General features: G+C 61.0%; 25 protein-coding genes. 10 read left to right on the top strand and 15 right to left on the bottom strand.

What is annotated here, in order from left to right; translation table 11 throughout:
• Window positions 1-422 precede the first annotated feature (422 nt).
• Both AC1RMX_RS24335 and AC1RMX_RS24330 read left to right on the top strand, forming a co-directional pair.
• Window positions 423-785: a DUF6124 family protein gene (locus AC1RMX_RS24335; protein ID WP_493073237.1), complete on the top strand. Its 363-nt coding sequence runs from the start codon at window positions 423-425 to the stop codon at window positions 783-785.
• Window positions 786-903: 118 nt separating this feature from the next.
• Window positions 904-1,602, top strand: coding sequence for a hypothetical protein (locus tag AC1RMX_RS24330; RefSeq protein WP_493073236.1), 699 nt, complete (start codon window positions 904-906; stop codon window positions 1,600-1,602).
• Between the two features lie 106 nt (window positions 1,603-1,708).
• Here AC1RMX_RS24330 and AC1RMX_RS24325 read toward each other — a convergent pair whose 3' ends face one another.
• A complete protein-coding gene (locus AC1RMX_RS24325) occupies window positions 1,709-2,374 on the bottom strand; it encodes a TIGR02466 family protein (RefSeq protein ID WP_493073234.1) in 666 nt (221 codons plus the stop codon).
• A gap of 268 nt (window positions 2,375-2,642) precedes the next feature.
• Here AC1RMX_RS24325 and AC1RMX_RS24320 point away from each other — a divergent pair, with 268 nt between their 5' ends.
• The gene (locus AC1RMX_RS24320; RefSeq protein WP_096822039.1) at window positions 2,643-2,858 is read left to right on the top strand and encodes a hypothetical protein; all 216 of its coding nucleotides are present in this window, start codon (window positions 2,643-2,645) and stop codon (window positions 2,856-2,858) included.
• 42 nt (window positions 2,859-2,900) lie between these two features.
• Here AC1RMX_RS24320 and pseH read toward each other — a convergent pair whose 3' ends face one another.
• The 7 genes from pseH to AC1RMX_RS24285 form a co-directional block, all read right to left on the bottom strand.
• Window positions 2,901-3,452 (bottom strand): UDP-4-amino-4,6-dideoxy-N-acetyl-beta-L-altrosamine N-acetyltransferase, encoded by a 552-nt coding sequence (pseH, locus tag AC1RMX_RS24315; RefSeq protein WP_493073233.1) that lies wholly within the window; start codon window positions 3,450-3,452, stop codon window positions 2,901-2,903.
• A 245-nt stretch (window positions 3,453-3,697) separates the two neighbouring features.
• A complete protein-coding gene (locus AC1RMX_RS24310) occupies window positions 3,698-4,483 on the bottom strand; it encodes a transporter substrate-binding domain-containing protein (protein ID WP_493066525.1) in 786 nt (261 codons plus the stop codon).
• Between the two features lie 59 nt (window positions 4,484-4,542).
• Window positions 4,543-5,406, bottom strand: coding sequence for a copper homeostasis membrane protein CopD (gene copD, locus AC1RMX_RS24305; protein WP_493073232.1), 864 nt, complete (start codon window positions 5,404-5,406; stop codon window positions 4,543-4,545).
• A 3-nt stretch (window positions 5,407-5,409) separates the two neighbouring features.
• The gene (gene copC, locus AC1RMX_RS24300) at window positions 5,410-5,784 is read right to left on the bottom strand and encodes a copper homeostasis periplasmic binding protein CopC (RefSeq protein ID WP_493073231.1); all 375 of its coding nucleotides are present in this window, start codon (window positions 5,782-5,784) and stop codon (window positions 5,410-5,412) included.
• A gap of 55 nt (window positions 5,785-5,839) precedes the next feature.
• A complete protein-coding gene (locus AC1RMX_RS24295) occupies window positions 5,840-6,697 on the bottom strand; it encodes a copper resistance protein B (protein WP_493073229.1) in 858 nt (285 codons plus the stop codon).
• An 11-nt stretch (window positions 6,698-6,708) separates the two neighbouring features.
• On the bottom strand, window positions 6,709-8,412 hold the full coding sequence (locus AC1RMX_RS24290) for a copper resistance system multicopper oxidase (RefSeq protein ID WP_493073228.1): 1,704 nt from the start codon (window positions 8,410-8,412) through the stop codon (window positions 6,709-6,711).
• Window positions 8,413-8,496: 84 nt separating this feature from the next.
• Window positions 8,497-9,144 (bottom strand): FMN-dependent NADH-azoreductase, encoded by a 648-nt coding sequence (locus AC1RMX_RS24285; RefSeq protein ID WP_493073227.1) that lies wholly within the window; start codon window positions 9,142-9,144, stop codon window positions 8,497-8,499.
• A 101-nt stretch (window positions 9,145-9,245) separates the two neighbouring features.
• Between AC1RMX_RS24285 and AC1RMX_RS24280 the strand changes: the two genes are divergently transcribed.
• Window positions 9,246-10,100, top strand: a complete 855-nt coding sequence (locus AC1RMX_RS24280; RefSeq protein ID WP_192558537.1) for a LysR substrate-binding domain-containing protein — start codon at window positions 9,246-9,248, stop codon at window positions 10,098-10,100.
• 6 nt (window positions 10,101-10,106) lie between these two features.
• Here the strand turns inward: AC1RMX_RS24280 and AC1RMX_RS24275 are convergent, their stop codons facing one another.
• Window positions 10,107-10,589, bottom strand: a complete 483-nt coding sequence (locus tag AC1RMX_RS24275) for a hypothetical protein (protein WP_096822030.1) — start codon at window positions 10,587-10,589, stop codon at window positions 10,107-10,109.
• Between the two features lie 169 nt (window positions 10,590-10,758).
• On the opposite strand from AC1RMX_RS24275, the gene AC1RMX_RS24270 reads away from it, so the two are divergent.
• The 3 genes from AC1RMX_RS24270 (at window position 10,759) to AC1RMX_RS24260 (ending at window position 13,794) form a co-directional block, all read left to right on the top strand.
• Window positions 10,759-11,424 carry a ribonuclease T2 gene (locus AC1RMX_RS24270; RefSeq protein WP_096822029.1) on the top strand — a complete coding sequence of 222 codons (666 nt, stop codon included), beginning with the start codon at window positions 10,759-10,761 and terminating at the stop codon, window positions 11,422-11,424.
• A 152-nt stretch (window positions 11,425-11,576) separates the two neighbouring features.
• Window positions 11,577-12,038, top strand: coding sequence for a hypothetical protein (locus tag AC1RMX_RS24265; RefSeq protein WP_192558536.1), 462 nt, complete (start codon window positions 11,577-11,579; stop codon window positions 12,036-12,038).
• Between the two features lie 184 nt (window positions 12,039-12,222).
• Entirely contained in the window at window positions 12,223-13,794 is a 1,572-nt protein-coding gene (locus AC1RMX_RS24260; protein ID WP_096822027.1) for a sensor domain-containing diguanylate cyclase, read from the top strand.
• A gap of 70 nt (window positions 13,795-13,864) precedes the next feature.
• On the opposite strand, the gene AC1RMX_RS24255 is transcribed toward AC1RMX_RS24260, so the two are convergent.
• The 3 genes from AC1RMX_RS24255 to AC1RMX_RS24245 form a co-directional block, all read right to left on the bottom strand.
• Complete coding sequence (locus tag AC1RMX_RS24255) at window positions 13,865-16,294, bottom strand: TonB-dependent siderophore receptor (protein ID WP_493073225.1); 2,430 nt, start codon at window positions 16,292-16,294, stop codon at window positions 13,865-13,867.
• A gap of 99 nt (window positions 16,295-16,393) precedes the next feature.
• Window positions 16,394-17,353, bottom strand: coding sequence for a FecR domain-containing protein (locus AC1RMX_RS24250; protein ID WP_493073224.1), 960 nt, complete (start codon window positions 17,351-17,353; stop codon window positions 16,394-16,396).
• Window positions 17,353-17,859 (bottom strand): sigma-70 family RNA polymerase sigma factor, encoded by a 507-nt coding sequence (locus tag AC1RMX_RS24245; protein ID WP_493073223.1) that lies wholly within the window; start codon window positions 17,857-17,859, stop codon window positions 17,353-17,355. Before AC1RMX_RS24245 ends, AC1RMX_RS24250 begins: the two co-directional genes overlap by 1 nt.
• A gap of 252 nt (window positions 17,860-18,111) precedes the next feature.
• Here AC1RMX_RS24245 and AC1RMX_RS24240 point away from each other — a divergent pair, with 252 nt between their 5' ends.
• Window positions 18,112-18,552: a carboxymuconolactone decarboxylase family protein gene (locus AC1RMX_RS24240; RefSeq protein WP_096822023.1), complete on the top strand. Its 441-nt coding sequence runs from the start codon at window positions 18,112-18,114 to the stop codon at window positions 18,550-18,552.
• 4 nt (window positions 18,553-18,556) lie between these two features.
• Here the strand turns inward: AC1RMX_RS24240 and AC1RMX_RS24235 are convergent, their stop codons facing one another.
• The 3 genes from AC1RMX_RS24235 to AC1RMX_RS24225 form a co-directional block, all read right to left on the bottom strand.
• Window positions 18,557-20,149 carry a DHA2 family efflux MFS transporter permease subunit gene (locus AC1RMX_RS24235; RefSeq protein WP_096822022.1) on the bottom strand — a complete coding sequence of 531 codons (1,593 nt, stop codon included), beginning with the start codon at window positions 20,147-20,149 and terminating at the stop codon, window positions 18,557-18,559.
• The gene (locus tag AC1RMX_RS24230) at window positions 20,146-21,267 is read right to left on the bottom strand and encodes an HlyD family secretion protein (protein WP_096822021.1); all 1,122 of its coding nucleotides are present in this window, start codon (window positions 21,265-21,267) and stop codon (window positions 20,146-20,148) included. Before AC1RMX_RS24230 ends, AC1RMX_RS24235 begins: the two co-directional genes overlap by 4 nt.
• A 109-nt stretch (window positions 21,268-21,376) precedes the next feature.
• Window positions 21,377-22,141 carry an AraC family transcriptional regulator gene (locus AC1RMX_RS24225; RefSeq protein ID WP_493073222.1) on the bottom strand — a complete coding sequence of 255 codons (765 nt, stop codon included), beginning with the start codon at window positions 22,139-22,141 and terminating at the stop codon, window positions 21,377-21,379.
• A gap of 97 nt (window positions 22,142-22,238) precedes the next feature.
• On the opposite strand from AC1RMX_RS24225, the gene AC1RMX_RS24220 reads away from it, so the two are divergent.
• Together AC1RMX_RS24220 and AC1RMX_RS24215 are read left to right on the top strand one after the other, a co-directional pair.
• A complete protein-coding gene (locus AC1RMX_RS24220; RefSeq protein ID WP_493073220.1) occupies window positions 22,239-23,372 on the top strand; it encodes an MFS transporter in 1,134 nt (377 codons plus the stop codon).
• A gap of 105 nt (window positions 23,373-23,477) precedes the next feature.
• A complete protein-coding gene (locus tag AC1RMX_RS24215; RefSeq protein WP_493073219.1) occupies window positions 23,478-25,205 on the top strand; it encodes a ShlB/FhaC/HecB family hemolysin secretion/activation protein in 1,728 nt (575 codons plus the stop codon).
• Window positions 25,206-25,274: the final 69 nt, after the last annotated feature.

Raw genomic sequence — 25,274 nt, 5'->3', positions numbered from 1 at the left:
TCATCGAGCCGAGTGAAACGGCGCGGTTGGGGGGAAATTCGCCAATCGTAAATTCCGAGCTTTTTAAACATAAAAAACTCGCTTGTTTAAATGACCCCTTCAACCATCATCCAAGCCCTACACAGCCTTGCGCCACCCCCTACACCTAAGACAGAATCCGCCGGCTTGTGCGTCTAGGCCGTGGCTTTTGTCGTTCTCGGGTCGCTGAAAACCAGTGACCGGGTTTGGTAGCCCGCGTGTTAGATGTACAGCGTCACCGTCACCGATCGTGATTTCGATCGGGGGTCTATGGTGGTCATGTACAGGGCGTCTTCGGGCGCGCCGGCTCCTAGCACCCGGTCTACCAACCTGTTCATGGCCGCCACCCTTCGTTTGGTAGCGAAAGGGTGAAGCCTTCACTAAAAGTGTTAGGAGTCTCATCCATGATCAAACCAACACCCAACCCACCAGAAACCGATCCGGTTTCACCTTATCAATTCCCTGATTCAAGAACCCTAAACGAAGCCGCCGAACGCGCCCTCGACCATTACCTCACCCCGCAACAACGCATCATGGGCAGTCACCACAAACACGACCCCATGTTCCTGGCCAATTCGGCCTACGACAGTGAGTCCCTGTTGGCCAACGCCAGCGAATCCCTCGGCTCCATCGCCGAAATGCTCAACAACTTCGCCGCCATCCTGGAGCCCGCCCACCGCAAAACCGCGTTGGGTATTGCTCAAGTGGTGATGGTCGCGGGGTTGGCTGTGAATCAGGCGCTGGATAACGTCGAAATCAAGGTGTAATCGAAAGCCCTTCCGTGGCGTATGTTCAGCTCCGTGCCACGGAAGGGCATTGGTTCTTCAGAATTCCCCCACACGGACGACAACTTACGCATAACCTTTTAGCGTCTTTGAGTCGTTCATGAAAAAACTAGTTGTCGTGATGTTCGCCGTCCTGTTCCTTACAGGCTGTGCCAATCAGAAGTTCAAACCCGAATACCGCACTCAAATCCACACGGTGAAGATTCTCCCGGTGACGTGGAGCAACAAGGAAATGACCTACATGGGCCGTGAACAGGCTTGGGGTGCTGCGTTGGGTGCCGGCGTCGGCGCGGGTGTAGGGATGGCGTCGGGTGCCGGGAAGCTGGGTACGGCGGCGCTCAGTGGGGCCGGGTTTGCGGCGGGGTTGAAGGCTGGGGATCTGGCGTCGATGTCCACGGTCGAGGCGATTCAGTACAACATGGCGAGTGCTGATATCGACTTGGGCAAGTTGGTCAAGAAAGGTTTCGAAGATCAACTGGCGGCGACCGGCCGTTTCAAGGTGGTTGCCGAGAATGAACCGGCCGATGCAGAGGTCAAGTTGACCGTGGTCAATTGGGGCTTTGCGCTGACTCAGGGTTTCAGCAGTGTGGTGTATCCGACGATTGTGGTGAACGGCTCGTTGAAGCGCGGCGAGGAGTTGATCTGGCAGCGCAATGAGCCGATTACCGCGTTCAACGGTGCCAACACTTACGGTTACGAGCCGCTGCGTTATCGCACCGAGCCGGAGCTGGTCCGTGAGGCGTTGACCGGTGTGTCGCAGATTGTCGGCAATTATCTGGTCAAGGATCTGAACGAGTAATGATCAGGCGTTGATGATCTGTTAGTGGCCGCTTTAGCCAAAAGTCAAAGCGGCCATTTCAATAAATCGACGAAACCAGGTAGTGATTAAAGTTAGCCGTAATTTCCTAAGCCCCGAAGTTAAAGGCTATGGAAATTCGCGGTCTCGTTCCTTCAAAACGTTGTACGGAATGCATCAACCAGGATGGAAACATGATGAAGGTTCCACTTTTGGCGGCGCACCTGCAACTGAAGCCGGCAGTCAGGCAATCTTCGACTCTCATTCGCAGCGCAGGATTGTAGGTCGATGCGACCATGCCCCGAGGGTCTACGAATTCCAGGTCGCCGCCCACCGCTGCACCGTCCTCGCGGCCGCCGGCGTCGACCCAGTAAACCCCTGACCAAAAAGCACCGGGGTGCCCATGGAGGGAGTTGCTGTGGCCAGCCTCGTTAACGTTTGCCCACGCGTTGAGTTTCCACTCGAAGCTGGGTTCGGTTAATCCATATTGGTCGCTATGAACCGCTGTCAGTTGAATGGCAAAGTCGGTGGCGAATGTCACCAATGCATCGCAGGCTTCGCCACCCCATTCAGGGAAGTCGTTTGCAGACTGCCAGCCACCTTCATTACTCCGATGTGCGCCGCGGCGATCTTCCGCCATACGGCGGGTGATTATAACTTTCAGTTCAGCATTGAGTCTTTCTGCATCCGGGTATTGGATACTCGCCAGGGGTGTTGCGAACAGCCGTCGAATCTTTATCAGTTCAGGATCTATTAGTGTGTTATTCGACTGCATTGAGTCTTATCCAAATCTCGCTAGTTGCAAAAAACTATACCGAGCGAAATGAATAACCGATGTAAACCTTTGTTAAAAATTTCGTGGTAAGTACAACAGACCATTTTTGAGGCTGCGGGTGATTGAAAGAGAAGTCCTCGCCTGCGGTTGCCCAAACCTGAACCCGCGCTGTCGATCAAGAAAGTTTCATCTTCCCAGCTCCCACAAGCGCCTACGATGCAGGCATAAGGTCGTGCTATTTCGCGTTTGATCCCAGGGGAGCCCCACCATGCGTGCCAATGTCGTCAAAGTGCTGTTGATCGCTGCAGCTGTCTCGGTATTGAGTGCCTGTTCGGGCTCCGGTGGGTTGACCACTACCAGTTGTTTTTCTTCGGATTGCCAGTCGCCGGAAGGGCGCGCCAGCGCCAATACGCTGAAGTTCGGCGGCACCGGTATTGGTGCCAGTCTCAACCAGTACAGCTCCGGCATGTTGCATGACGATTGAATAGAAAAGGGCGCCCATCGCGGGCGCCCTTTTTCGTATGGCCTAGATCGCGCCGATGCGCTCGACAACCCGCTGCAATGCCGGTCGTTTGGAAAGCCACTCATCTTTGGTAATCCCCAGCAGCACCACATCAATACGCTCGCCGTCCTTGAGGATGTTCTGCCGTCTGACGCCCTCCAGCTCAAATCCGAACTTCTGATGCATTTTCACCACCGCCGGATTGCTCGCCAGCACTTCGCAATTGAGCTTTTCCAGCCCCGCTTCGGCAAATGCGTAATCCAGCATCCAGAACTCGACCACGCTGCCCAGGCCTTTGCCTTGTAGTTGAACGTCGAGGTAAAACGCCCAATCAGCCGTCTTCTGTACGGTGTTGATTGCATTGAGTGAAACAACGCCAACCGCGCGTTCTTCCTTGAGCACGACAAACACTTGCTGGCGCGAATTGCCTTTGAGGGACGTCAGCCAGTTCGCATGTTCCTGGTCGCTGATTTCATGGGAGGTGTACATGTACTTGCGCACGTCTTCCTGGTTTCGAAGGGTGCGGACGTGGGCCTGAATGGCGGGGCTGGCCTCGGTGAGGGGGACGAACTGCATGGTGCTTTCCTTGTCTCGCGGGCGCCTGAGCTGAACCCGCGGGGTCGATCGTTGATGTTTCAGGTTGTGTTCCCGGGCAGGCGCGCGGGAGGGGTGGGATTTGGGGGTATCGTTTTTTCCAGAGCAATCGCGAAATAAACACCAAATGTTTCAAGGCGTTATTGAACGGCGTCAGTGTTTTGCTCATAAAAAAGGGCGCCTATGGAGGCGCCCTTTTTCGTTTTACGTATTTCGTCCTGAAAGACTCACTGCGGCCCTGCCAGCCACTCGCCAATAACCTTCTGATACTTCCCGGTCACCTTGCTCAAGTGCAGCCACTGATCGACATACAGCTTCCAGCTCATGTCATCACGCGGCAGCAAATAGGCCTTTTCCCCGTACTGCATGAACTGCTCCGGGTTGACCGCGCAGAGACCGGGTTTCTGCTTCTGTTGATACCGCGCTTCGGAGGCGTCGGTGATCATCACGTCAGCCTTGTTGTCGAGCAGTTGTTCGAAGATCGTCACGTTGTCGTGCAAGGCCAGTTGCGCCTTGGGCAGGAAGGCGTGGACGAAGGCTTCGTTGGTGCCGCCGGCGGGTTCGACCAGGCGCACGTTCGGCTGGTTGATCTGGTCGATGGTCTGGTACTTGGACTGGTCGGCGCAACGCACCAGCGGGATCTTGCCGTCGACGTCGAGGGTGTTGCTGAAGTAGGCCTTTTTCTGCCGCTCCAGCGTTACCGAAATGCCGCCCATGCCGATGTCGCACTTGCCGGCCTGCATGTCCGGCATCAGGGTTTTCCACGTGGTCTGCACCCATTCGATCTTCACGCCGAGACTGTCGGCCAAGGATTGCGCCATGGCGATGTCGATGCCTTCGAAACCGCCGTCTGCGCGCTTGAAGGTGTAGGGTTTGTAGTCGCCGGTGGTGCAGACGCGCAACTGGCCTTGTTGCTGGATGGTGTCCAGGTGTGAGACTGGCTCTTGCGCATGGGCGGTGCTGGCCAGCGCCAGCAAACCGCAGAGGATCATCGTGTTTTTTCGAATTGTCATGGAGATCGGGCTTGTGCAGTGGGAGTGCGGGCCAGTGTAGTGAAAGGGTTTGCCGGGTGTCATCCCGCGTCCGGCCCCAGCGTCCCCAGCCACGCCACCAGCGCCACGATCAACAGCGCAATCCCGAGCTCCACCGCAACACTGCGCCGTAGGGCATTGGCCGCCACTTGATGCTGGCCGTCGCGCAACGATTTTTCCAGCAACGGGCCGAGGTGAAAGCGGTTCAGCGCTGCTAAAACCAGCATGCCGGCAAACAGCACAACCTTGATCGCCAGCAGCATCCCGTAGGTGCGGAGCAAGACATCGTCCAGTGTCGGGCCGACGATGAACAGGTAATTCAGTACGCCGCTCACGGAAAGGATGAACACAATCGCCGCGCCCACGCCTTCGAAACGTTTGACGGCCTCGGCCAGCGAACGAATACGTGTTTCGCTGAACAGAGCGTCGAGCCGCGACATCAAGATCAACGCCAGCATGGCGCCCATCCACGCACCTGCCGCGAGCAGGTGCAGGATGTCGCTGAGCAGATGCCAGGCGTTATCCATCGCCCCGTGCCCGCTCCAGGCCAGAGAGGCGAGGGCGAGTGCGCCGGCTATCGACGCCAGCCACACACCCGGCCAGATCATCACGACGATCAGCGCAATCATCCGCACCGCCCACGCCAGCCCGACATCGGTTTCGAACAGCATCATTTGCAGATGCGGCCACAGTGCCGCGAATTCCGTTTCGCCGCTCATGGCGCGGGTCATCAGCACCAGGCCCGCCACTGACAGCAGTGCCCCGATCAACGCCATCCCGCGCAGCATCGGCCGACACCGCAGCGTCGCGTCAACGTTGTACAACCCAAACAACGCCACCCCGAACAACAGCAGCAAATCCACGTACAACGCCATCCGCAGGAGGATGTTGATCAGGTCGGCCATCGGTCACTTCACTTTGAACGTGACGTTGCCGGTGATCGGGTGAGTGTCCGACGACACCGCGCGCCATTCGACCTTGTAGGTGCCGGCGGGCAAGGGCGAGAGCGGGGTGATGAACATGGTTTTCGGGTCGCTGCCGGCGCTGACTTTGGCCTTCATCGGCATCGGCGAGTGGGCCATGCCGGGCATTTCGGTCATCACCAGTTTGGCGCCGGAGAACTGGGTCATCAGGTTCTCGGAAAAACGCAGTTCGATTTTCTCCGGTGGCGCGCCGTCCGCGCCTTCGGCCGGGGTCGACGACAGCAGTTTCGGGTGGGCCTGGGCCAGGGTGCTCAAGAGCAATCCGGTGGCGAGGATGAAGGTTGTCTTGATCATGCGCATGCGAGGCCTCTTACCGCTCTTCGGCGGTGGATTTTCAGGGGTGGATGAAACGGATTCAGAACCACAGCCGTACACCGAGGACGAGTCGCGCTTCGCTGCGATCCTCGCCTTCTTCCCGTGCGTAATCGGCGGTGTTGCCGTAGGTGCGGTTCCAGGTCACGCCGATGTACGGCGCAAACTCGCGGCGGATTTCATAGCGCAAGCGCAAGCCGGTTTCGGTGTTCGAGAGACCGGAGCCGAGGCCGCGTTGCGGGTCGTTTTTGCCATAGACGTTGAGTTCGGCGGTCGGCTGCAGGATCAGGCGATTGGTCAGCAGGATGTCGTAGTCGCCCTCCAGCCGTACGGCGCTCTGGCCGTTTTCGCCGATGAATGCCGTGGCTTCGGCTTCGAAGTTGTACAGCGCCATGCCTTGCAGACCGAGCGCGGCCCAGGTTTGCGGGGCGCCGGGTTTGAAGTCCTGGCGCACGCCGCTGACCACGTCCCACCACGGCGAAATCGCGTGGCCCCACAGCGCCTGGATCTCCGCGTCTTCGGTCTTGCCGTTGCTGCGTTCACCCTCGGAACGCAGCCACAGACGATCGATGTCGCCGCCGATCCAGCCAGACAAATCCCAGGCCAGGGTGCTGGCGTCGTCGCCGTTCTGCCATTCGAGTTTGTCGGCGAGGAAGTAAGTGTTGAGGGTGCTGTCGTGCACCTGGTGGCCACCGTGACTGGTGAACACGGCGGCGCGGTCGGCGTCGGTCAGCTTCGGGATCGGCGTGCGGCTTTCAGTTGGCGCGGCGGGCTGCATCATGCCGTCGTCCATGCTTTGCATATCGCCCATCTGGCTGTGGTCCATGCCCTGCATGTCGCTGGCGGCGAACGCCGAGGACAGCGTCAGGAGCGACAACGAAAACACGGCAAATCGAGTCATGGTCGGCGTCCTCATTCTTCCACCCGCACTTCACGGAACATGCCCATTTCCATGTGATAAAGCAGATGACAGTGAAAGGCCCAGCGGCCCAGCGCATCGGCGGTCACGCGATAGCTGCGGCGCGTGCCGGGGGGCATGTCGATGGTGTGTTTGCGCACCTGGAAGTCGCCGTTTTCGTCTTCCAGATCGCTCCACATGCCGTGCAGGTGGATGGGGTGAGTCATCATCGTGTCGTTGACCAGCACCAGCCGGATGCGCTCGCCGTACTTCAAACGCAGGGGCTCGGCGTCGGAGAACTTGATGCCGTTGAGCGACCAGGCGAATTTCTCCATGTGGCCGGTGAGGTGCAGTTCGATCGTGCGGCCAGGGTCGCGGCCGTCGGGGTCTTCGAAGGTGCTGCGCAGGTCGGCGTAGGTCAGTACGCGGCGCCCGTTGTTGCGCAGGCCGAGGCCGGGGTCGTCGAGTTTCGGGGCGGTGGTCATGGCTTGCATGTCCACCAATGGGTTGTCTTTTTCGCTGTCGGGGTGCGACTGCATCGGGCCCATGTTCATGCTGGCGTGATCCATGCCGCTCATGTCCATCGAACCATGATCCATGCCGCCCATGCCCATGTCGTCCATGGTCACCAGCGGGCGCGGGTCCAGCGCCGGCACCGGGGCCGACAACCCGGCGCGGGCGGCAAGGGTGCCACGGGCGTAGCCGGTGCGGTCCATGGCCTGGGCGAACAGGGTGTAGGCGTCGGCAGCGGGCTCGACGATCACGTCATAGGTTTCCGCCACGGCGATGCGCAACTCGTCGACGCTGACCGGTTTGACGTGCAGGCCGTCAGCGGCGACCACGGTCATTTTCAAGCCGGGAATACGCACGTCGAAGTAAGTCATGGCCGAACCGTTGATCAGCCGCAGACGCAGTTTTTCACCGGGCCGGAACAGCCCCGTCCAGTTGGAATCCGGTGCGTGGCCGTTCATCAGGAAGGTGTACGTGGCGCCGCTGACATCGGCGATGTCGGTGGGATTCATCTTCATCTGCGCCCACATCGTGCGATCAGCGACGGTGGCGCCCCAGCCTTTTTCGCCGACGTCATCGATGAAATCGCCGACAGTGCGCTTGTGGAAGTTGTAGTAGTCGGACTGCTTTTTCAGGGTCTTCATCAGGCCGGCCGGGTCTTCGTCGGTCCAGTCGCTGAGCATCACCACATGCTCGCGGTCGTAGTGGAACGGCTCCGGCTCCCGGGCGTCGATCACCAGCGGCCCGTAGACGCCGGCCTGCTCCTGCAACCCGGAATGGCTGTGATACCAGTAGGTGCCGTGCTGGCTAACCTTGAATTGATAGACGTACACGCCACCCGGTTCGATGCCGTGAAAACTCAGACCCGGCACGCCGTCCATGTTGGCCGGCAGCAGAATGCCGTGCCAGTGGATCGAGGTGTCGGCCTTGAGCCGGTTGCGCACCCGCAGGGTCACGGTGTCGCCTTCGCGCCAGCGCAGCAGCGGGCCGGGCACGCCGCCGTTGATGGTCATCGCGGTGCGCGGCTGGCCGGTGAAGTTGACCGGGGTTTCGCCGATGAACAGCTCGAAGTCGGTGCCGCTGAGCTCATTTACCTGATCGGGGCTGTTCAAAGCCCAGACTGGCGTGCGCCACAGACCGAGGCCGCCGAGCAGACCGCCGGCGGCCAGGCCTTTGACAAAGGTGCGTCTTGAGGTGGTGGAAGGCATGCGCTGGAAGTCCCCGTTTGACCAATGACGGGGAGGCTAACCAGCGCCGGCTTTCAGTTGGCTGAGGCGCGGATTACAGTTGTGTCAGGTTCGGCGGCTGAGGTTGTCCGCAAGATCCCGAGCTTGTTGCGATGCGGCGAACCGCGAATCGCGATCGACCTCTTCACCGAAGATCGTTTTCTCGACAATCAACGCGTGCACATCGCTGACGCCGATGAATTCCAGCCACGCTTCCATGTACGGTTTCTGAAAATCGAAACGCTCGGCCGGCGTGATCGACTGCGCGGAAAAATCCATCCCCCGCGCATAGGCCACGACGGCTTTCTTGCCTTGCAGCAAACCTCGCAACCCGCGCTCCGGATCGAAGCTGAAGAGGATGTCTTTCTGCGACACCAGGTCGATGAAATGCTTGAGCTTGTAGGGAATGCTGAAATTCCACAGCGGCACCGAGAACACCAGCACATCGGCCCCGCGCAGGTGGGCGGCGAGGTCTTCGAGGGTCTGCCAGGCCGATTGTTGCGACGGCGTCAGCGGCGTTCCACTCAGGCCTGCGTATTTGGCGTTCATCGCGTCCTCGTCGAACTCCGGCAGGTGCAGGCTCCATAAATCGAGCGTGCGAACCTGGGTCTGCGGATCATTTTGCCGATAGCGCTCAATGAAACGGTGCGCCACTTCAATGGACGCGGAGCGCTGTTTGCGGGGAGAGCATTCGATGTGCAGGAGGGTGGTCACGGTGAGCCTCGACATTCGGGTAGGGAAGGCGAGGCATTGCAACATAGCTGGCTTCTCACTATAAATCGTAAATAAATCGGCCATTGATCACGTATTCAACTATGTTCGACGCCCTGTTGTTGAAGACCTTTGTCACCGTTGTCGACGAGGACGGCTTCAGCCGTGCCGCCGAAAAACTGCACCTGACCCAATCGGCGGTCAGCGGTCATCTGAGACGGCTGGAAGAGCAGATCGGCAAACCGTTGCTCAAACGCACGACCCGCTCCCAGCAATTGACGGCGGATGGCGAGCGCTTGATCGCCTATGCGCGCACGATTCTGGCGCTGAATCGTGACGCCTGGGCACAGCTCACGCGCACGCCGTTTCAGGGAAGGGTGCGGATTGGCGTGTCGGAGGATTTTGTCGAGCCAAGGTTGTTGCGGGCACTGCAGGACTGCGCGGCGCAGCATCCGGGCATGGAGATCGATGTGCAGGTCAACATTCCCGGTACGTTGTTGAACCAGATGAAGCAGGGCAATCTGGAGTTGGTCATCGGGTCGCTGTGCGAGACCCGAGAGCCGGGGTTGTTGCTGTGGCAGGAACCGCTGGTGTGGGCGTGGTCGGCGCAACCGGTCGCCCAATTGCCGACGCCGTTGCCGCTGGCGCTGTTCCCCGAACCCTGTCCGTATCGCGAAGCCGCGTTGACCCGCCTGGCCCAGGCCGGCATTGCCCAGCGCACCGCGATGCTCTGCACCAGCACCGCTGGCTTGCGTGCCGCGGCGTTGGCCGGGTTCGCGGTGGCGCCGATGGCCGCCAGCCAGTTGGGGCAGGGCCTGGCGGCGCTCGGTGTAGAGCTGGGTTTGCCGACGCTGCCGGACGCGGAGTTTCGTCTGTTCACGGCGAGTCATGCCGATCCACAAATGATCGAAGCGGTTTCCCGGGTGATCGTCGACTATTGCTCGGCGCGACGGGAGTGAAGCGTCCTACAACCCGAGACCTTCCTGAACCACCAGCAGCAGGTTGTTTTCCGTCAGGGCAATCGCATCCAGTTGTTGCCCGGTCTCGATCGTCTGCAACCACCAATGACTCTCGCCGTGTTCGTCGACGGTCCGCAGCAGGGAAGTGTCCCGGCCCGGCAGGACGATCTGCACGCGACCGGCACCGTCCTCGGTGAACCGCGCGATGGGATCAAAGGTCAGGCTGTGATGGTTGGCCTCGATGATCAATTGGTCGATGGCATAGTCGTGCGTCTCGCCTTCCGGCGAACTTTCGCAAACATGGGTAGGATTTCGCCGAATCTTCAGTCCCACCTCGGTGACCGGTTGCAACCAGCCCTCGATGCGGTGATACAGGTCGTAGACCACCGCCGGCCAGCAATCGATTTCCAGTTCGGCGCAGGTGATGTCGTCCGCGTGGGTGTGCCGGGTTTGCTTGAGCTTCGCGGCGAGTTCGTCTGCTTTACTCATTTCGGGATCCCTGTTTTTGGTGTCTGCTTATTAATCGTAGACCTTTCAACGTAGTACAGCTTTGCCTTGCGTCATGCGCTTGCAACACTGGCATGACTCAATCAGCCCCTGACCACTTGACGGTCAGATCACAAAAACCATGGACGCCAGCGTCCCAAGGAACGGGAAGATGAAAAAGCTTTTTACAATTATGGCGCTGATTGCGCTGACGGTCGGTAGCATCGGCCTGAGTTCGGCGCGTCAGTCGCATGCCAACAAGGCACCCACGGAATCAGTGGCGGGGGTGTTCGATTACTACCTGCTGACGCTGTCCTGGTCGCCGACGTTCTGCCTGACTCACAAGGACGATCCTCAGTGCACCGGCAAGGGCTACGGTTTTGTCCTGCATGGCCTGTGGCCGCAATACGCCAAGGGCGGCTGGCCGGAATCCTGCCCGCCGCTGACCAACCTGTCGGCCGCCGAAACCGCCAAGGGCCTGACGCTGTTCCCGACGAAGAAACTCCTCGATCACGAATGGAGCAAGCACGGTACCTGCAGCGGTCTCGGGGCAATGGGCTATTTCGACGAAGCGGATAAAGCCGTGGCGGCGGTGACAATCCCGCAAGAGCTGCAACCGTTCAGCAACTCTTATTACTTCGAAGCGCAAGAAATCGCCGACCTGTTCCGCAAGAGCAATCCGGGCATCCCGGCAGACGGCATTGCCGTGATCTGCAGCGGCCCGGAACTCTCGGAAGTACGGGTGTGCATGGGCAAGGACCTGCAATTCGGCGCCTGCGGCAAGGGCGTGAAAACCCAGTGCCGGGCGGGGGATATCCGGGTTCCGCCGTCGCGCTGACCTGAGCGGTAACCGACTACAAAAACAGGCGCCTTTTCAGGCGCCTGTTTTTTTATGTTTACACGACAGGGCTTATGTCATCCGAGGATACGCCGATACCGTACAGCGGCACGGAAGCACCACCGACTCCATAGAAGGCAAGAAACTGAACAATGTTTGAATATATCTGGCGCAGCATCAATTCCCCAGGCTACTTCCCCGACGTACTGGATTGGATGATCCATATTCTCCTCAACCCGTTCATGGTGATGATGTGCCTGATGGCCGGAGCACTGACCGGTAAATGGTGGAGAGCCATCCCCTACGGCAGCCTCACGTGTTATGTGGTGTTCCTGAGCCGGTCGTCATTTTATCGGTGGGGAAGCATTTTCCCCTCAGCCGGCCTGCCTGCGCTGTTCATTGATGGCGCACTGTTGGCCCTTCTCGGCTTTTATTTGAACGGTGTACTCAGAACTCGCTCGGAAGCTAAACCCGAAGGCCATTGGTTGCGCTGGCTTTATAAAAACCTGAAGGTCGTCATGCAGATACTTGTGGTGATGTTCTGGGTGCTCGTCGTGCTGTTTGTCGTGGCCTTTACCGTCTCGGTTGCTACCCAACCGTCATTGGTGGATTAAGAGCATGGCGAGTTCTGAAAAATAAATCGCCGCGCAGGTCATCCATTTCCGCTGCGCGCCGATATCAACGGGGTCGGGATTGTCTCGGTGGCACTTGGTTGCCCCGCACTATCCGGTGGGCTACGCTCACAAAAAACAAGGGTTTCGGGCCTTTGCCCCTGTCGTACCTGCCCAGGACACGCTTTTGCCTATCCCCATTCACGATCCGCATCAGGCCCCCGGCGGCACACTCAAGCGTTTGCCGCTGCGCAAGGCGGCGGTGCTGTTCATCGTTGCGGTGTGTCTGTGCCTGTCCGGTCTGCTGTATTTGCAGATCGAGCAGTCGCGCCGGCAGGACCTGGCGAATGCGCAGATGTCCTCGGCCAACCTGACCCGGGCGATGGCGCAGCAGGCCGAAGACACCTTTCTGGCCGCTGATCTGGTGATGACCAGCCTGGTCGACTGGATTCAGGAAGACGGCTATGGCGCGGCGCAGAAGCCGCGTTTGCAGAGAACCTTCGCGCGCCGGGTGCAGCAACTGGAGCAGTTGCACGGCATGTTCCTGTTCGATCGCGAAGGGCAGTGGGTGATCACCTCATTCCCTGATCTGCCGCGAGGCAACGGCGTGGCGGATCGCGAGTACTTCAAGTTTCACCAACAGAACGTGTCGGCCGTGGCGCACATCGGCCCGGCGATCCGCAGCCGTGAAAACGGTGATTGGATTATCCCGATCTCCAAACGGGTCAACGACCGCGCCGGAAATTTCCAGGGCGTGTTGCTGGCCGGCATCAAGATGTCGTACTTCGACCGGTTCTTCAAAAGCTTCAGCCTGGATGACAACGGCACCATGTTCCTCGGACTGACCGACGGCACTTTGCTTGCGCGCCGGCCGTTCGACGATGCGTTGATCGGTACCTCGCTGGCCAAGGGCGAGATCTATCAGACGCTGCTCCCCAATGCCTCCGCCGGTACGGCGATGATCGATTCTGTGGTCGATGGGGTCACACGACTTTACGGTTATCGGCAGCTCGAAAGTTATCCGCTGGTGGTGTCTGCCTCTTCCTCGCGGGACACGATTCTCAAGGGCTGGCATGACCGCGCTTTCCAGTCCAGCGTCATCGTGGCGCTGGTGATGCTTGGGGTTGGGCTGTTTGGCTGGGTGTTCATCCATCAGGTGCGTGACGGCGAGCGGATCGAGAAAAACCTGCTCAAGGCCCAGCGGGCGCTGGAGCTGATTGCCACTCACGACAGTCTGACCGGGCTGGCCAACCGGCGCCTGTTTGAGCAATCGCTGGAGATTGAGTTCGCCCGGGGCGCCCGGCAGTCGAGTCCGGTCAGCCTGATCATGCTCGATATCGATTTCTTCAAGCGCTACAACGATGCCTACGGCCATGTGGCCGGCGATCATTGCCTGACCCAGGTCGCTCTGGTGGTGAAAAACTGCTGCCAGCGCAAATCCGATCTGGCGGTGCGCTACGGCGGCGAAGAGTTTGCGGTGCTGTTGCCGGACACCGACATCAACGGCGCGCTGGCGATTGCCGGGCAGATCCGCCGCAGCGTCATGGACAAACACATCACCCACAGCGGCTCGCCCACCGGTTATCTCACCGTGAGCCTGGGCTGCTATTCGTTCATTCCGCTGGGCAACGACAGCCCGGAATTGTTCATCCAGCGTGCCGATGCGGCGCTGTATCAAGCCAAGAACGCTGGTCGCAATCGCGCTGCGGTGTTGTCGATGGACGGCGGCATTGGTGAGTTGATGCGTTCGGACCGCTGATCGCCAACATAAAAAAGAGCAGGCCACGGCCTGCTCTTTTTCGTTGGGGCGGCAGATGAAGTGCCGCGACTCAGAAGTCCACAGTCGCCGAGACTTTCAGCGTACGCGGCGTGCCCTGGGTCAGGTAGCCGCCGTTGGCCGAGGCCCAGTAGGCTTCGTTGGCGACGTTTTCCAGATTGGCTCGCAGGGTGATCTGTTTTTCGTCCAGTTTGAAGGCGTAGCGCGAGCCGAGGTCGAAGCGGGTCCACGCCGGAATGCTCTGGGTGTTGGCCGCATTCAGGTACTGACCGCCGGTGCGCAACATGCGGGCGCTGAGGGCGGCGCCTTCGAGGCCCGGAATGTCCCAGTCGGCGCCGAGGTTGAACTGGAAGCGCGGCACCCCGACGGCGCGGTTGCCGTCATTCACGCCGTTGGCGCTGCCTTCGAGTTCCGTCTTCATCAATGTCGCGCCACTGAGCAGGCGCAGGCCGTCGAGCGGTTCGCCGTAGACGTTGAGTTCCACGCCTTTGTTGGTCTGCTGGCCGTCGACCCGGAAGATCCCGTCCTGGGTGTAGCTCGACGGCTGTTCGATGCGGTAGACGCCGAGGCTGGCGCCGTAGCTGCCCATGTCCAGGCGCACGCCGGCCTCGACCTGTTTGCTGCGCACCGGGGCGAAGGTTTCGTCGCGGTTGATCGCGGTGGTCGGCGGCGTCGGGCCCTTGGCCAGGCCTTCGATGCGGTTGGCGTAGAACGACACGTGTTCCCACGGCTTGATCACCAGGCCGTAGACCGGGGTGGTGATCGATTCGTCATAACTCGACGTGCGTGCCCCGGTGACGGTGCTCCAGCCGTCGACTTTCAGTGTCTGACGGCGCACGCCGAGGGTCAGCAGGATGCGGTCATCGACGAAGCCGAGAGTGTCGGAAATCGCCTCGCTGCGCAGGGTGTTCTTGCCGCTGATGCGCGGGTCGTTGATATCGCTGGCAAACGAGGTGGCGGGCGGGCGCGGCTTGTCGGTGACGTTGTACAGGTTGGTGCTGTAACGCCCGGCGCTGCCGATGGTTTCGTAGGCCGAGCGCTGTTCACCCCAGATGCCGGCCCAACCGAGGTTCAACTGATGGCTAACGGGACCGGTGTCGAAGCGACCGTTGAGCCCGGCCATTGCACTCTGGTTGTCCTCGTCGTGGGGCGAGTAGAGCATACCGCCGCGGGCACTGCCGTTGAGATCGGTGACGGTCAGCGACGAGTAAACACCGTTCTCGCGGGTGTGCTTGGCACCACCGGACACGTAGGCGGTCCAGTTGTCGTTCAGGTCATATTCGGCGCGGGCCATGCCGAAGGTGTCTTCGAGTTGCGAATAGCTCCAGCGCTGGGCGTAGCTGGCGTTGGCGTCCGGCACCTTGGGGGCTTTTGTCAGGCTCGAATCGACATAGATCACCGAGCGCCCCTGATTGATCACCTGCTTCTGATAACCGAAGTCGGTCGAGACCCGCAGGCGTTCACCGCGATAGTCCAGGCCGACGCTGAACAGCGACGAGCGCTGGTCTTCGTCATCGACGGCGGTGTCACCTTCGCGCTGCATCAGGTTGACCCGCGCACCGAAGCGGTTGTCTTCGCCGAAGCGCTGGCCCAGATCCAGATGCCCGCCGACCCGACCGTCGGCGCTGTAGTCGAGTGTGACGCTGCGGGTCGGCGTGTCCATGGCGCGTTTGGGTTGCAGGTTGATCCCGCCACCGATGCCGCTGCCGCTCGGGGTCACGCCGTTGACGAACGCGTTCGGGCCCTTGAACAGCTCGACCCGATCCAGCGCTTCGACGGCGATGATCTGCCGGGGCAGCACGCCGTAGAGGCCGTTATAGGAAATGTCATCGGAGGCCAGCGGCAGACCGCGGATCATGAACATCTGCGAGAAGTTGCCGAAGCCGTTGGACTGGCGCACCGAGGCATCGTTGAGCAGCACGTCGCCGACGGTTTGCGCCTGTTGATCGGCCATGGTCTTGGCGGTGTAACTGGTGACGCTGAAGGGCAGGTCGTTGACTTCCTGGTTGCCGAGCATGCCGACCTGCGCGCGGCGGGCGACCTGTTCGCCGCCGTAGGTGTCGCCGCTGTCATCGCGCAGGGCGCTGACGTTGGTGGCGCCCAGTTCCAGTGCGCCGTCCGCCGCGACTTTCGGGGCTACGGTGTAACCGTTGTGGCCTGTGCTGATCAGCTCGAAACCGCTGCCTTCCAGCAAGCGGGCAAAACCGCTCTGCACGGTGTAACTGCCTTGCAGGCCGGGGCTCTGGCGATTGCCCAGTTGCGCCGGATCGAACGACAACGGCACGCCGACGCTGACCGCAAATTGCGCCAGCACATGGCTGAGCAGGCCGGGGCCGATGTTGACACTTTGGCTGGCGCTTTCGCGGGTGCTGTCGGCGGCGTGGCCGAGGGTCGGCAGCAGCGCGCCGAAGGCCAGGGCAAGGCTCAGGTTCAGGGCCTTGAGCGGGAAAGTGGCGGGGCGGGACGTGGGCAATGCGGTCATTCGGCGATCCTGTCGAGCGCGTGGAATTGAAAGGTCTATCCACTCACCGAACGAGACGCGAAAAGGTATCAGTGAACATCGAAAATAATTTCACCGGGTTCAGACACGGGGTTCGACCGACAGCCAATAGCGGGTCAGGCTGTTGATGTTCAGCGGCAGGGTGTCGCTGAGCAGACGCAGACTGGCGTCGGTGTCGCGCAGGGAAAATGCTCCGGACACGCGCATCGCCGCGACGTCCGGATGACAGCGCAAGACGCCCCGACGATAGCGGCTCAGTTCGCCGAGCAGTTCGTCCAGGCGCATGTTGCTGGCCAGCAGCATGCCTTTGTCCCAGGCCAGGCTAGCGGTGTCGAAGGTTTCGGCGCTGTCGAAGCCGTTCAGTTTGAAGCGCTGGCGCTCGCCGGCCTTGAGCATTGCATTTTGCTTGAGCAGTTCCGGGGTGATTTGTACTTGCCCCTCCAGCACCGACACCAGGCTGCGCGAACCCTCGGTGCGCACGCAGAACCGTGTGCCGAACGCACGGGCCACGCCTTGTGGGGTTTCGACCATGAACGGGCGGGCGGCGGCATCGCTGGCGGTGTTGATCAGCACCTCGCCGTTGAGCAGCAGGACCCGGCGCTCGACCGGGCTGAAAGCGATGTTCACGGCGCTGTCGGTGTTGAGCAGCAACTGAGTGCCGTCCGGCAGTTGCAGCATTTTTTGCTCGCCGACGGCGGTGCGCTGATCGGCGGTCCATTGCTGCCACGGCACATGTTGCGAGGCGATGCCCAGTGGTCCCGCCATCAACAGCAGGCCGAGGCGGGTGAGCGTCTGACGACGGCTGAGGCCTTCTTTGCGCGAAGCCCGTTGCAAGGTCTGGATCGCCACATTGGCCGGCACACTTCGTAAATCCCCCAGCAACGCTTCGGCCCGCAGCCAGGCCTGGGCGTGCTCGGTGCTGCGGTTGCGCCACTGGGCGATGGCCTGATGATCGGACGGCGAGGCGCTGCCCGAATGCAACTGCACCAGCCAGTCGGCGGCTTCACCGAGAATCTGCGGATTGATCATCGACGAACTCATCAGGCGACACTCAGGCAGGCAATGAACGCGGCGCGCATGTGACGTTTGACGGTGATCAGCGAAACACTCAGGCGCGTGGCGATCTGCGCGTAGGTCAGGCCTTCGATCTGCGACAGCAGGAACGTGTCGCGGGTCTGCGCCGGCAACTCGCGCAGCAACGCTTCGATGCGCCACAGGGTTTCGAGAATCAGATAACGGGTCTCCGGCGACGGCACCTCGTCGGCGGGGAGGCTGGTGATGGTTTCCAGGTAGGCGCGCTCGATGTCCTGACGGCGCCAGCGGTCGATCACCAGACCTTTGGCAATGTGCGTCAACAGCGCCCGGGGTTCGCTGCCCAGCGGTTTGATCACCTGGCGGGTGAGCAGGCGCAGGAACGTATCGTGCGCCAGGTCGGCCGCATCGCAGCGATTGCCCAGCTTGCGCTGCAACCAGCCCTGCAGCCACCCGTGGTGTTCGCTGTAGAGCGTCTGGACTTGCTGATTCAAGGGCTGATCGAGGGACGACATGAAGGGCAGATACTCGTTTCGGGCGTCCGTTGCCTGGTTGCAATGTAGAGGTGCAATCGAGAGTGCGAAAAGTGTGCAATTAAGAATTGATCGCATTCTAGTGGCACGGAACGAGCGCTGGCAATTGCCCCCCGACACTTTCTTTTCTAACGCCAACCAAGTGGCCTACTCGTCTTCCGGGAGATTGGCTATTTGCCTGACCCGCCCCCGGGACTAACGTAGCCACACATTCACTCGCCCCGGAGAACCACCATGAAACCTCGTGCCGATTTCTACACCGCTTCCCCAGACGCCCTGAAAGCGATGATCGCCCTGGAAACCGCCGTCTCGAAACTGCCGCTGGAAAAGACCCTGATCGAACTGGTCAAGCTGCGCGCCTCGCAAATCAATGGCTGTGCGTTCTGCATCGACATGCACACCACTGACGCGATCAAGGGCGGCGAAACCCCACGTCGATTGTTCGCCGTGACGGCCTGGCGCGAAGCCCCGTTCTTCACCGACCGTGAGCGCGCCGCGCTGCTGTGGACCGAATCCCTGACCCAACTGAGCCTGACCCACGCCCCGGACGAAGATTACGAAGCGGTCGCTGCCCAGTTTTCGCCGAAAGAAATGGTCGACCTGACCGTGGCGATCAGCACCATCAACAGCTGGAACCGTCTGGCCGTGGGCTTTCGCAAAACCCCACAAGCCTGATCGGTCAATGTGCATCGGCACTCGGCGCGGCCGGTGGTTGCACCTTGCGCATCAAGGGCACCATCGCCGTGGCGATCACGAAGCACACCATGATCATCAGGAACGTGTCGCCATAGGTTTGGGTCTGCGCCTCGCGGTAGGTCAGCAGCCATAACTGATGCAGGCCGGCGGTGATGCCGACGTCACCGCTCTGACCCAGTGCAGCGAAGTTGCCGCCGACCTGGGCCAGCCACTGATTCAACGCTTCGTTACTGCTGTTCAGATGCTCCGCCAACCGCGTGAAGTGCAGGTTGGTGCGGTCGTTGAGAATGGTCGCGCAAGCAGCAATCCCGATCGCACCGCCCAGGTTGCGCATCAGGTTGAACAGGCCCGAGGCGTGTTTCAACCGCGCCGGGGCCAGCCCGCCAAGCGTCAGCGTCACGGCCGGCGGCACCGCCAGTTGCTGGGCAATCCCGCGCAGGGCTTGCGGCAGCATCAATTGCCCGGCACCCCAATCGTGGGTGATCGGACTGAATTCCCACATCGACAACGCAAACAACGCCAGGCCCGCCATCATGATCCAGCGCAGATCGATGCGATTGGCGAGAAAGGCGTACAGCGGAATCGCCATGATCTGGAACACCCCGGTGGAAAAAACCGCCAGACCAATGTCCAGCGCACCGTAGCCACGCACCCGGCCGAGAAACAGCGGCGTCAGGTAAATCGTCGCGAACAGGCCGATCCCGGTGACGAAGGAAAAGAAGCAGCCGAGGGCGAAGTTGCGATCCTTGAGCGCGCGCAGGTCGACGATCGGATTGGCCACGTGCAGCGTGCGGCCAACGAACGCCACGCCGGCCAGGGCGCTGATCCACGCGGTGGTCAGGATGGTCTGGTCGCTGAACCAGTTCCAGCGCGGGCCTTCTTCGAGGGTGTATTCCAGGCAGCCGAGAAACAGCGCCAGAAACACCATGCTCAGATAGTCCGCGCCCTTGAGCAGCGACAGTTCCGGCTGATCGATCTTGACCAGCATCGGCACCGCCACGGCGACGAAAATCCCCGGCACCAGGTTGATGTAGAACAGCCAGTGCCAGGACGAGATGTCGGTGATCCAGCCACCGATCACCGGGCCCAATGTCGGCGCCAGCGACGCCACGGCGCCGATGGTCGCGGCGGCGATCACTCGCTGTTTGCCGGTGAAGAAAAAGAACGCCGTGGTGAACACCAACGGAATCATCGAGCCGCCGAGAAACCCTTGCAGCGCCCGAAAGGCGATCATGCTCTGGATGTTCCAGGCCGCGCCGCACAACAGGCTGGCGAGGGTAAAACCGACGGCCGAGGCGCAGAACAGCCAGCGGGTCGAGAACACCCGCGACAGCCAACCCGACAGCGGGATCACGATGATCTCGGCGATCAGGTAACTGGTTTGTACCCAAGCCGTTTCATCGGTGCCGGCGGACAACCCGCCGCCGATATCCCGCAGCGAGGCCGAGACGATCTGAATGTCCAGCAACGCGATGAACATGCCGATGCACATCGTGGCGAAGGCGAACACTTTGGTTGCCGTCGCCATCTCGGCGGCATTGAACGGCTGCGCAGGGACGGCGAGGGCGCGGCTCATGGCGCGCTGGCCACGGCGGTGGTTTCAGGCTGGGCACGGGTGTCGACTTCAGCCGTCACCGACAGGCCCGGACGCAGGTGACCGAGCACGCCGTCGGCGGGGTCGAGCAGGATCCGCACCGGCACACGCTGGACGATCTTGGTGAAGTTGCCCGTGGCGTTTTCCGGCGGCAGCACGCTGAACTGCGAACCGGTGGCGGGGGCGAGGCTGTCGAGGCGGCCGTGGAATTCCTGACCGGACAACACGTCGGCACGGATGCTCACGCGCTGGCCGGGTTTCATCCGCGCCAACTGGTCTTCCTTGAAGTTGGCATCGACCCACAGACCGCTGGCCGGCACCACCGACAATTGTTGCGAACCGGCCTGAGCGTAGGCGCCGACCCGTGCGCGGCGGTTGCCGATCACGCCGTCGACCGGGGCGCGCAATTCGGTGTAGCCGAGGTTGAGTTGCGCCAGATCACGCTCGGCCCGGGCTTGCTGGAGGGCGGCGCGGGCCTGTTGTTTCTGGGTTTCGATCACGGTGAGTTGGCGTTGCGCAGCCAGCAGTTCGGCCTGGGCCTTGGCGCTCAAGGCTTGCGCGGTCTTGAAGGTGGCGTCGGCCCGTTGCGCACTTTCCACCGAGACTGCATTGGTGGTCACCAGGCGTTTGTAGCGTGCGTTGTCGTCCCGGGAACGGGCGGTTTCGGCACCGGCAGCATCGATGCCGGCGCGGGCCTGACCGATCACCGCTTGTTGCAGTTGTTCGGTGGCGTCGAGGTTGGCCAGCAGCGCTTCTTCGGCGGCGACGGCGCCTTCGGCCTTGGCCAGATTGGCGCGATAGTCGCGGGCGTCGAGGCGGATCAGCACGTCGCCGGCCTTCACCGGCTGGTTGTCGCTGACCAACACTTCTTCGATGTAACCGGCGACTTTCGGCCCGATCACCGTGACGTCACCGCCAATGTAGGCATCGTCGGTCTCTTCGAGAAATCGACCGGCACCCCACCAATGCGCGGCGTACAACCCGGCGAACACCAGCGCGGCCAGACCCGCAGTGGGCAACAGCAGGCGTTTGAGCAGGGGAGGTTTGGAAGCGCTGACCGGAACGGCGAGATCGGGTTCAACGGTGGGCATGCTGGTCATGGCGTAATACCTGCGGCTGATACCGGCAAAAACGGGTTGTTATTACGGCTGTAATATGACGCAGGTAATATTTTGTGGCAAATGATTTTTGCTGCCGGTCGTCGTTTGCTTATCGCAGCCAGGTGCCGGGCGTCGTGCCGGTCATGGTCTTGAAGAACGCAATGAATGCGCTGTCGCTGGCGAAACCCAGTTCAAACGCGCAATAGCCGAGGTTACGGCCGGTAGCGAGCAATTCCATGGCGCGCATCAATCGCCATTGCTGGCGCCATTGTTGATAGCTCATGCCGGTTTCCTTCTGGAAGATCCGGCCGATGGTGCGGCTGCTGGCGCCGATCTGTTGCTCCAGCACTTGCAGCTCCGGTGGCAGTTGTTCGGGGCGTGCAAGCAGAGGCGCCAGGCGTTTGTCTTGCGGCAATGGCAAAAGCATCGGCTGCTGCGCCGCGCCACGGATTTCACTCAGGCACAGCCCCAGCAGATGGACGAATTTGCCTTGCTGCCAATCGGTGGCGAAATCCGCCATCGCCATCGGTTCCAGCACGGCGCGCAGCAGCGGGCTGACCTCGATCACGCAGACCTGTTGCGGCAGCTCGCGACACAACTCGGGCGTCAGGTAGATGGAGCGATAGTCGACGCTTTGCTGCATCACCGCCCGATGCGTGACGCCACCGGGAATCCACGCCGCCCGCGACGGCGGCAGCAGACACAGCTGCTGCGCCAGCGTGATGCGCGTGCAGCCCTGTCGGGTGTAGAGCAGTTGCCCGCGCTGATGCCGATGCAGGCCGGAGTCGTGATCGCCGAGGGTAGAGGCGATGCCGATTACCGGCGCCGGGAAGCGATCCGGGTCAAAACGGTCGTGGGCTTCGAGCCAGGCCATGGGTTGTCCGATTTCAACGATAAATTGTCAGGGTTTGGATAATACGTCAGTCGCGACTTTTTAAACTCCTCGGCGTTTTTGTTGAGGAGTCATGGTGATGAGCCATAGAAAGTTTTTGATGTTGGCGATTGCGCTGCTGATGTTTCCGCAAATCGCCCAGACCCTGTTCAGCCCGGCGCTGGGGGATATCGGCCGTGCATTTGATGTTGGCCCGCAAGCAGCGGCGCAAACCCTGTCGGTGTACTTCCTGGCTTTCGCGTTTGGTGTGGTGACGTGGGGCCGGGTGTGCGACCGGATTGGCCGGCGGCCCTCGATGCTCGCCGGTCTGGCGATTTATGCGGTTGCCTGTGTACTGGGCTTGAGCGTGCGCAGTTTCAACGGTCTGTTGATGGCCCAGGCGCTGGCGGCATTCGGCGCCGCCGTCGGCTCGGTGGTGACCCAGACGCTGTTGCGTGACCGCTATCGCGGGAGCGAACTGGCCCAGGTGTTTTCTCTGGTGGGCATGGCGCTGTCGGCCAGCCCGGCCATCGGTTTGTTCAGCGGCGCGAGCCTGGTTCAGGGCTTCGGTTATCGCGGCGTGCTCGGTGCGCTGCTGTTGCTGGCATCGGCCTTGTGGATTTGGAGTTGGCGCGCCTTGCCGGAAACCCGTCCACCACAACTGACCTCCGTTGGCCTGTTCGCAACCATGGGCGACATGTTGCGCGATCCCGGTATCTGGCGTTCGACACTGTGGATCGCATCGTTCAACGTCGCGTTGTTCAGCTATTACAGCCTCGGGCCTTTTCAGTTCGAACGTCTCGGACTGAGCAGTTCAGAGTTCGGCTACAGCGGCGTGATGCTCGCATTGGCCTCAGGGTTTGGAGCATGGCTTAACAAAAAATTGCTGCAGATCGGTTGCCGTCCGCTGCAGTTGATTCGTCTGGCAGCGCTTGCCGGTTTGCTCGGTGGCATCGGTGTGTGGCTGCTAGAAGCGCATGTCTGGTTCGTGCTGCCGATGCTGCTGGTGGTACTGGCGTTCGGCATGGCGATCCCGAACATTCTGGGCGCAGCACTGAGCAATTACACCGATCGTTTGGGCACCGCCGGCGCATTGCTGGGGCTGTTTTATTACCTGCTGATCGGTGCGGGATTGATGTTGGCAGCGTGGTCTCAGGCCCTCGGGGAAACCCTGATGATCTGCAACTTGCTCGCGTTATCGCTGGCGATTCGCGCTAAAAAGGCATTTGTTTAAGAAATGTAAGCAATGTAGGAAGCGTCTTGCAATTGTGTAGGAAGGCTCTGACTATCACTGCAATTGATGGGGTGGCATTAAGCCATTTGATTGCAAGGATGTTGAGTGCCGTATTCGATTCGCGCTGTTACCCGTTGTAGTTTCCTGCCTCGCCCGCTGTTGTCGGCCTTGTTGTTGAGTGTGTGTGCGCCCAGCGTTCTCGCCGCCGAAGCTCCAGCCCCGGGCCAGGAAGTGCTGCGCCAGCAACAACTGCAACAGCGCGATCTGCAACAACTGCAACTCGAACAGCGCAAGCGGCAACTGGAGCGCGGCGCGTTTGGCCCGGCGCCTGCCACCCCGGCCATTGCTGAATCGATCAAACCCGACGAACGCTGCTGGCCCCTGAGCGGCACGCGCATCGGCGGCGTCACGCTGATCGATAAGGACAAGCTCAACGCCCGGATCAAACCGCTGTTGGCACCGTGCATGGGCGTGGGCCAGATCAACCATTTGCTGGCGACCATCACCGCGCTGTACGTGGAGAAGGGCTACATCGCCAGCCGTCCGTACCTGAGCAGTGCGCCGACAGCGGGCCAGTCGCTGGATATCCTGATCGACGAAGGCTACATCGAATCCATCGAACTGGCCGACCAGAGCCTGCCGGTGTCCCTCGGCGGTGCATTCCCGGGCATGCTCGGCAAGCCGCTGAACCTGCGGGATCTGGAGCAGGGGCTGGATCAGTTGAATCGTCTGCGCTCGCTTGATCTGACCGCCGACATTGCTCCCGGCAGCCAGCCCGGCGCGTCAAAAATCATCTTGCGTTCGCGGACCTCGGGGCAGTCGCGCTGGGCACTCGGGGCCGGCTTCGACAACCTCGGCAGCGCCAGCACCGGCCGTGATCGCGACACGCTCAGCCTGACGCTCGACAGTCCGCTCGAACTCAACGACCTGTTGAGCCTCAGTGCCAGCGACACGCTCAATCAGGGCGACCGCTACAGCCGCAACGCCAGCCTCTATTACGCGATCCCCTACGGTTATTGGACGTTCAGCACCTTTGCCAGCCACGCCGAATATCGCGCACCGTTCAAGCTCAGCGCGGCGACCCTGCACAGCACCGGCATCACCGATCAGCTCAGCCTGCGCGCCGACCGCGTGTTGTGGCGCGACCAGAGCCATCAGCTCAGCGCCAACCTGCAACTGGCGCACAAGGATGTCGACAGCTATCTGGAAAATGTCCGCCTGGGTATTCAGAGCCCGACCCTGACCGTGGCCGAGGCCGGGCTCAATCTGTTCTGGCTCGATCGCGCGGTGTGGAACCTGGATTTCAACTACGCCCAGGGCCTGCGCTGGCTGGGTGCCGACGACGATGCCGATCATCAGGTCAAGAACCTGCCCAAAGCACAGTTTCGCAAGTACCGCGCCGGCCTCAGCCAGTGGCGCAACGGCCAGCTCGGCGCGCAAGCCTGGCAATGGCAGAGCCAACTGAACGTACAGTACAGCCCGGATCCGTTGCCAGCGATCGAACAACTGCTCGGCACCGACGATTCCGCCGTGCGCGGTTATCGGGTCAGCAGCGCGTCCGGCGCCAGCGGTGCGATCTGGCGCAATACCTTGCGCCTGCCGCTGCGCAGTGATTTTCCCGTGCAGCTCACCCCGCGAATCGGACTCGACCACGGCTGGATCAAGGCCGACCACGGCGCCTCGGTTCAACGCCTGAGCGGCGCCAGCATCGGCCTCAACCTGGGCTGGAAAAACCTGCAAGTGGATGTCGATTACCAACGCAGCCTCAACACCCCGACCGGTCTGCACAGCGAGCCTGAAACCTGGCTGATGCGGGTCGGATTACAGATATGAACGTCAGTGAACAACAGCCATCGGACCTGAGCGCGACAGCCGTGGCCTTCTACTCAACGCGCAACGTGA

It is taken from the genome of Pseudomonas sp. GW822-FHT03F04 (assembly GCF_058801405.1).
The sequence above is the reverse complement of the archived record's forward strand: the minus strand, read 5'-3'. Positions and strand labels throughout refer to the sequence as shown.

Bases quoted from the DNA above. Each gene is read 5' to 3' on its own strand.
- copC (WP_493073231.1), bottom strand. From the start codon at position 5,784: ATGCGCATGATCAAGACAACCTTCATCCTCGCCACCGGATTGCTCTTG.
- AC1RMX_RS24230 (WP_096822021.1), bottom strand. From the start codon at position 21,267: ATGACCAGCATGCCCACCGTTGAACCCGATCTCGCCGTTCCGGTCAGC.
- AC1RMX_RS24325 (WP_493073234.1), bottom strand. From the start codon at position 2,374: ATGCAGTCGAATAACACACTAATAGATCCTGAACTGATAAAGATTCGA.
- AC1RMX_RS24295 (WP_493073229.1), bottom strand. From the start codon at position 6,697: ATGACTCGATTTGCCGTGTTTTCGTTGTCGCTCCTGACGCTGTCCTCG.
- AC1RMX_RS24280 (WP_192558537.1), top strand. From the start codon at position 9,246: ATGTTCGACGCCCTGTTGTTGAAGACCTTTGTCACCGTTGTCGACGAG.
- AC1RMX_RS24240 (WP_096822023.1), top strand. From the start codon at position 18,112: ATGAAACCTCGTGCCGATTTCTACACCGCTTCCCCAGACGCCCTGAAA.
- AC1RMX_RS24290 (WP_493073228.1), bottom strand. From the start codon at position 8,412: ATGCCTTCCACCACCTCAAGACGCACCTTTGTCAAAGGCCTGGCCGCC.
- AC1RMX_RS24335 (WP_493073237.1), top strand. From the start codon at position 423: ATGATCAAACCAACACCCAACCCACCAGAAACCGATCCGGTTTCACCT.
- pseH (WP_493073233.1), bottom strand. From the start codon at position 3,452: ATGCAGTTCGTCCCCCTCACCGAGGCCAGCCCCGCCATTCAGGCCCAC.
- AC1RMX_RS24270 (WP_096822029.1), top strand. From the start codon at position 10,759: ATGAAAAAGCTTTTTACAATTATGGCGCTGATTGCGCTGACGGTCGGT.
- AC1RMX_RS24330 (WP_493073236.1), top strand. From the start codon at position 904: ATGAAAAAACTAGTTGTCGTGATGTTCGCCGTCCTGTTCCTTACAGGC.
- AC1RMX_RS24250 (WP_493073224.1), bottom strand. From the start codon at position 17,353: ATGAGTTCGTCGATGATCAATCCGCAGATTCTCGGTGAAGCCGCCGAC.
- AC1RMX_RS24265 (WP_192558536.1), top strand. From the start codon at position 11,577: ATGTTTGAATATATCTGGCGCAGCATCAATTCCCCAGGCTACTTCCCC.
- AC1RMX_RS24235 (WP_096822022.1), bottom strand. From the start codon at position 20,149: ATGAGCCGCGCCCTCGCCGTCCCTGCGCAGCCGTTCAATGCCGCCGAG.
- AC1RMX_RS24275 (WP_096822030.1), bottom strand. From the start codon at position 10,589: ATGAGTAAAGCAGACGAACTCGCCGCGAAGCTCAAGCAAACCCGGCAC.
- AC1RMX_RS24220 (WP_493073220.1), top strand. From the start codon at position 22,239: ATGAGCCATAGAAAGTTTTTGATGTTGGCGATTGCGCTGCTGATGTTT.
- AC1RMX_RS24255 (WP_493073225.1), bottom strand. From the start codon at position 16,294: ATGACCGCATTGCCCACGTCCCGCCCCGCCACTTTCCCGCTCAAGGCC.
- copD (WP_493073232.1), bottom strand. From the start codon at position 5,406: ATGGCCGACCTGATCAACATCCTCCTGCGGATGGCGTTGTACGTGGAT.
- AC1RMX_RS24225 (WP_493073222.1), bottom strand. From the start codon at position 22,141: ATGGCCTGGCTCGAAGCCCACGACCGTTTTGACCCGGATCGCTTCCCG.
- AC1RMX_RS24310 (WP_493066525.1), bottom strand. From the start codon at position 4,483: ATGACAATTCGAAAAAACACGATGATCCTCTGCGGTTTGCTGGCGCTG.
- AC1RMX_RS24245 (WP_493073223.1), bottom strand. From the start codon at position 17,859: ATGTCGTCCCTCGATCAGCCCTTGAATCAGCAAGTCCAGACGCTCTAC.
- AC1RMX_RS24320 (WP_096822039.1), top strand. From the start codon at position 2,643: ATGCGTGCCAATGTCGTCAAAGTGCTGTTGATCGCTGCAGCTGTCTCG.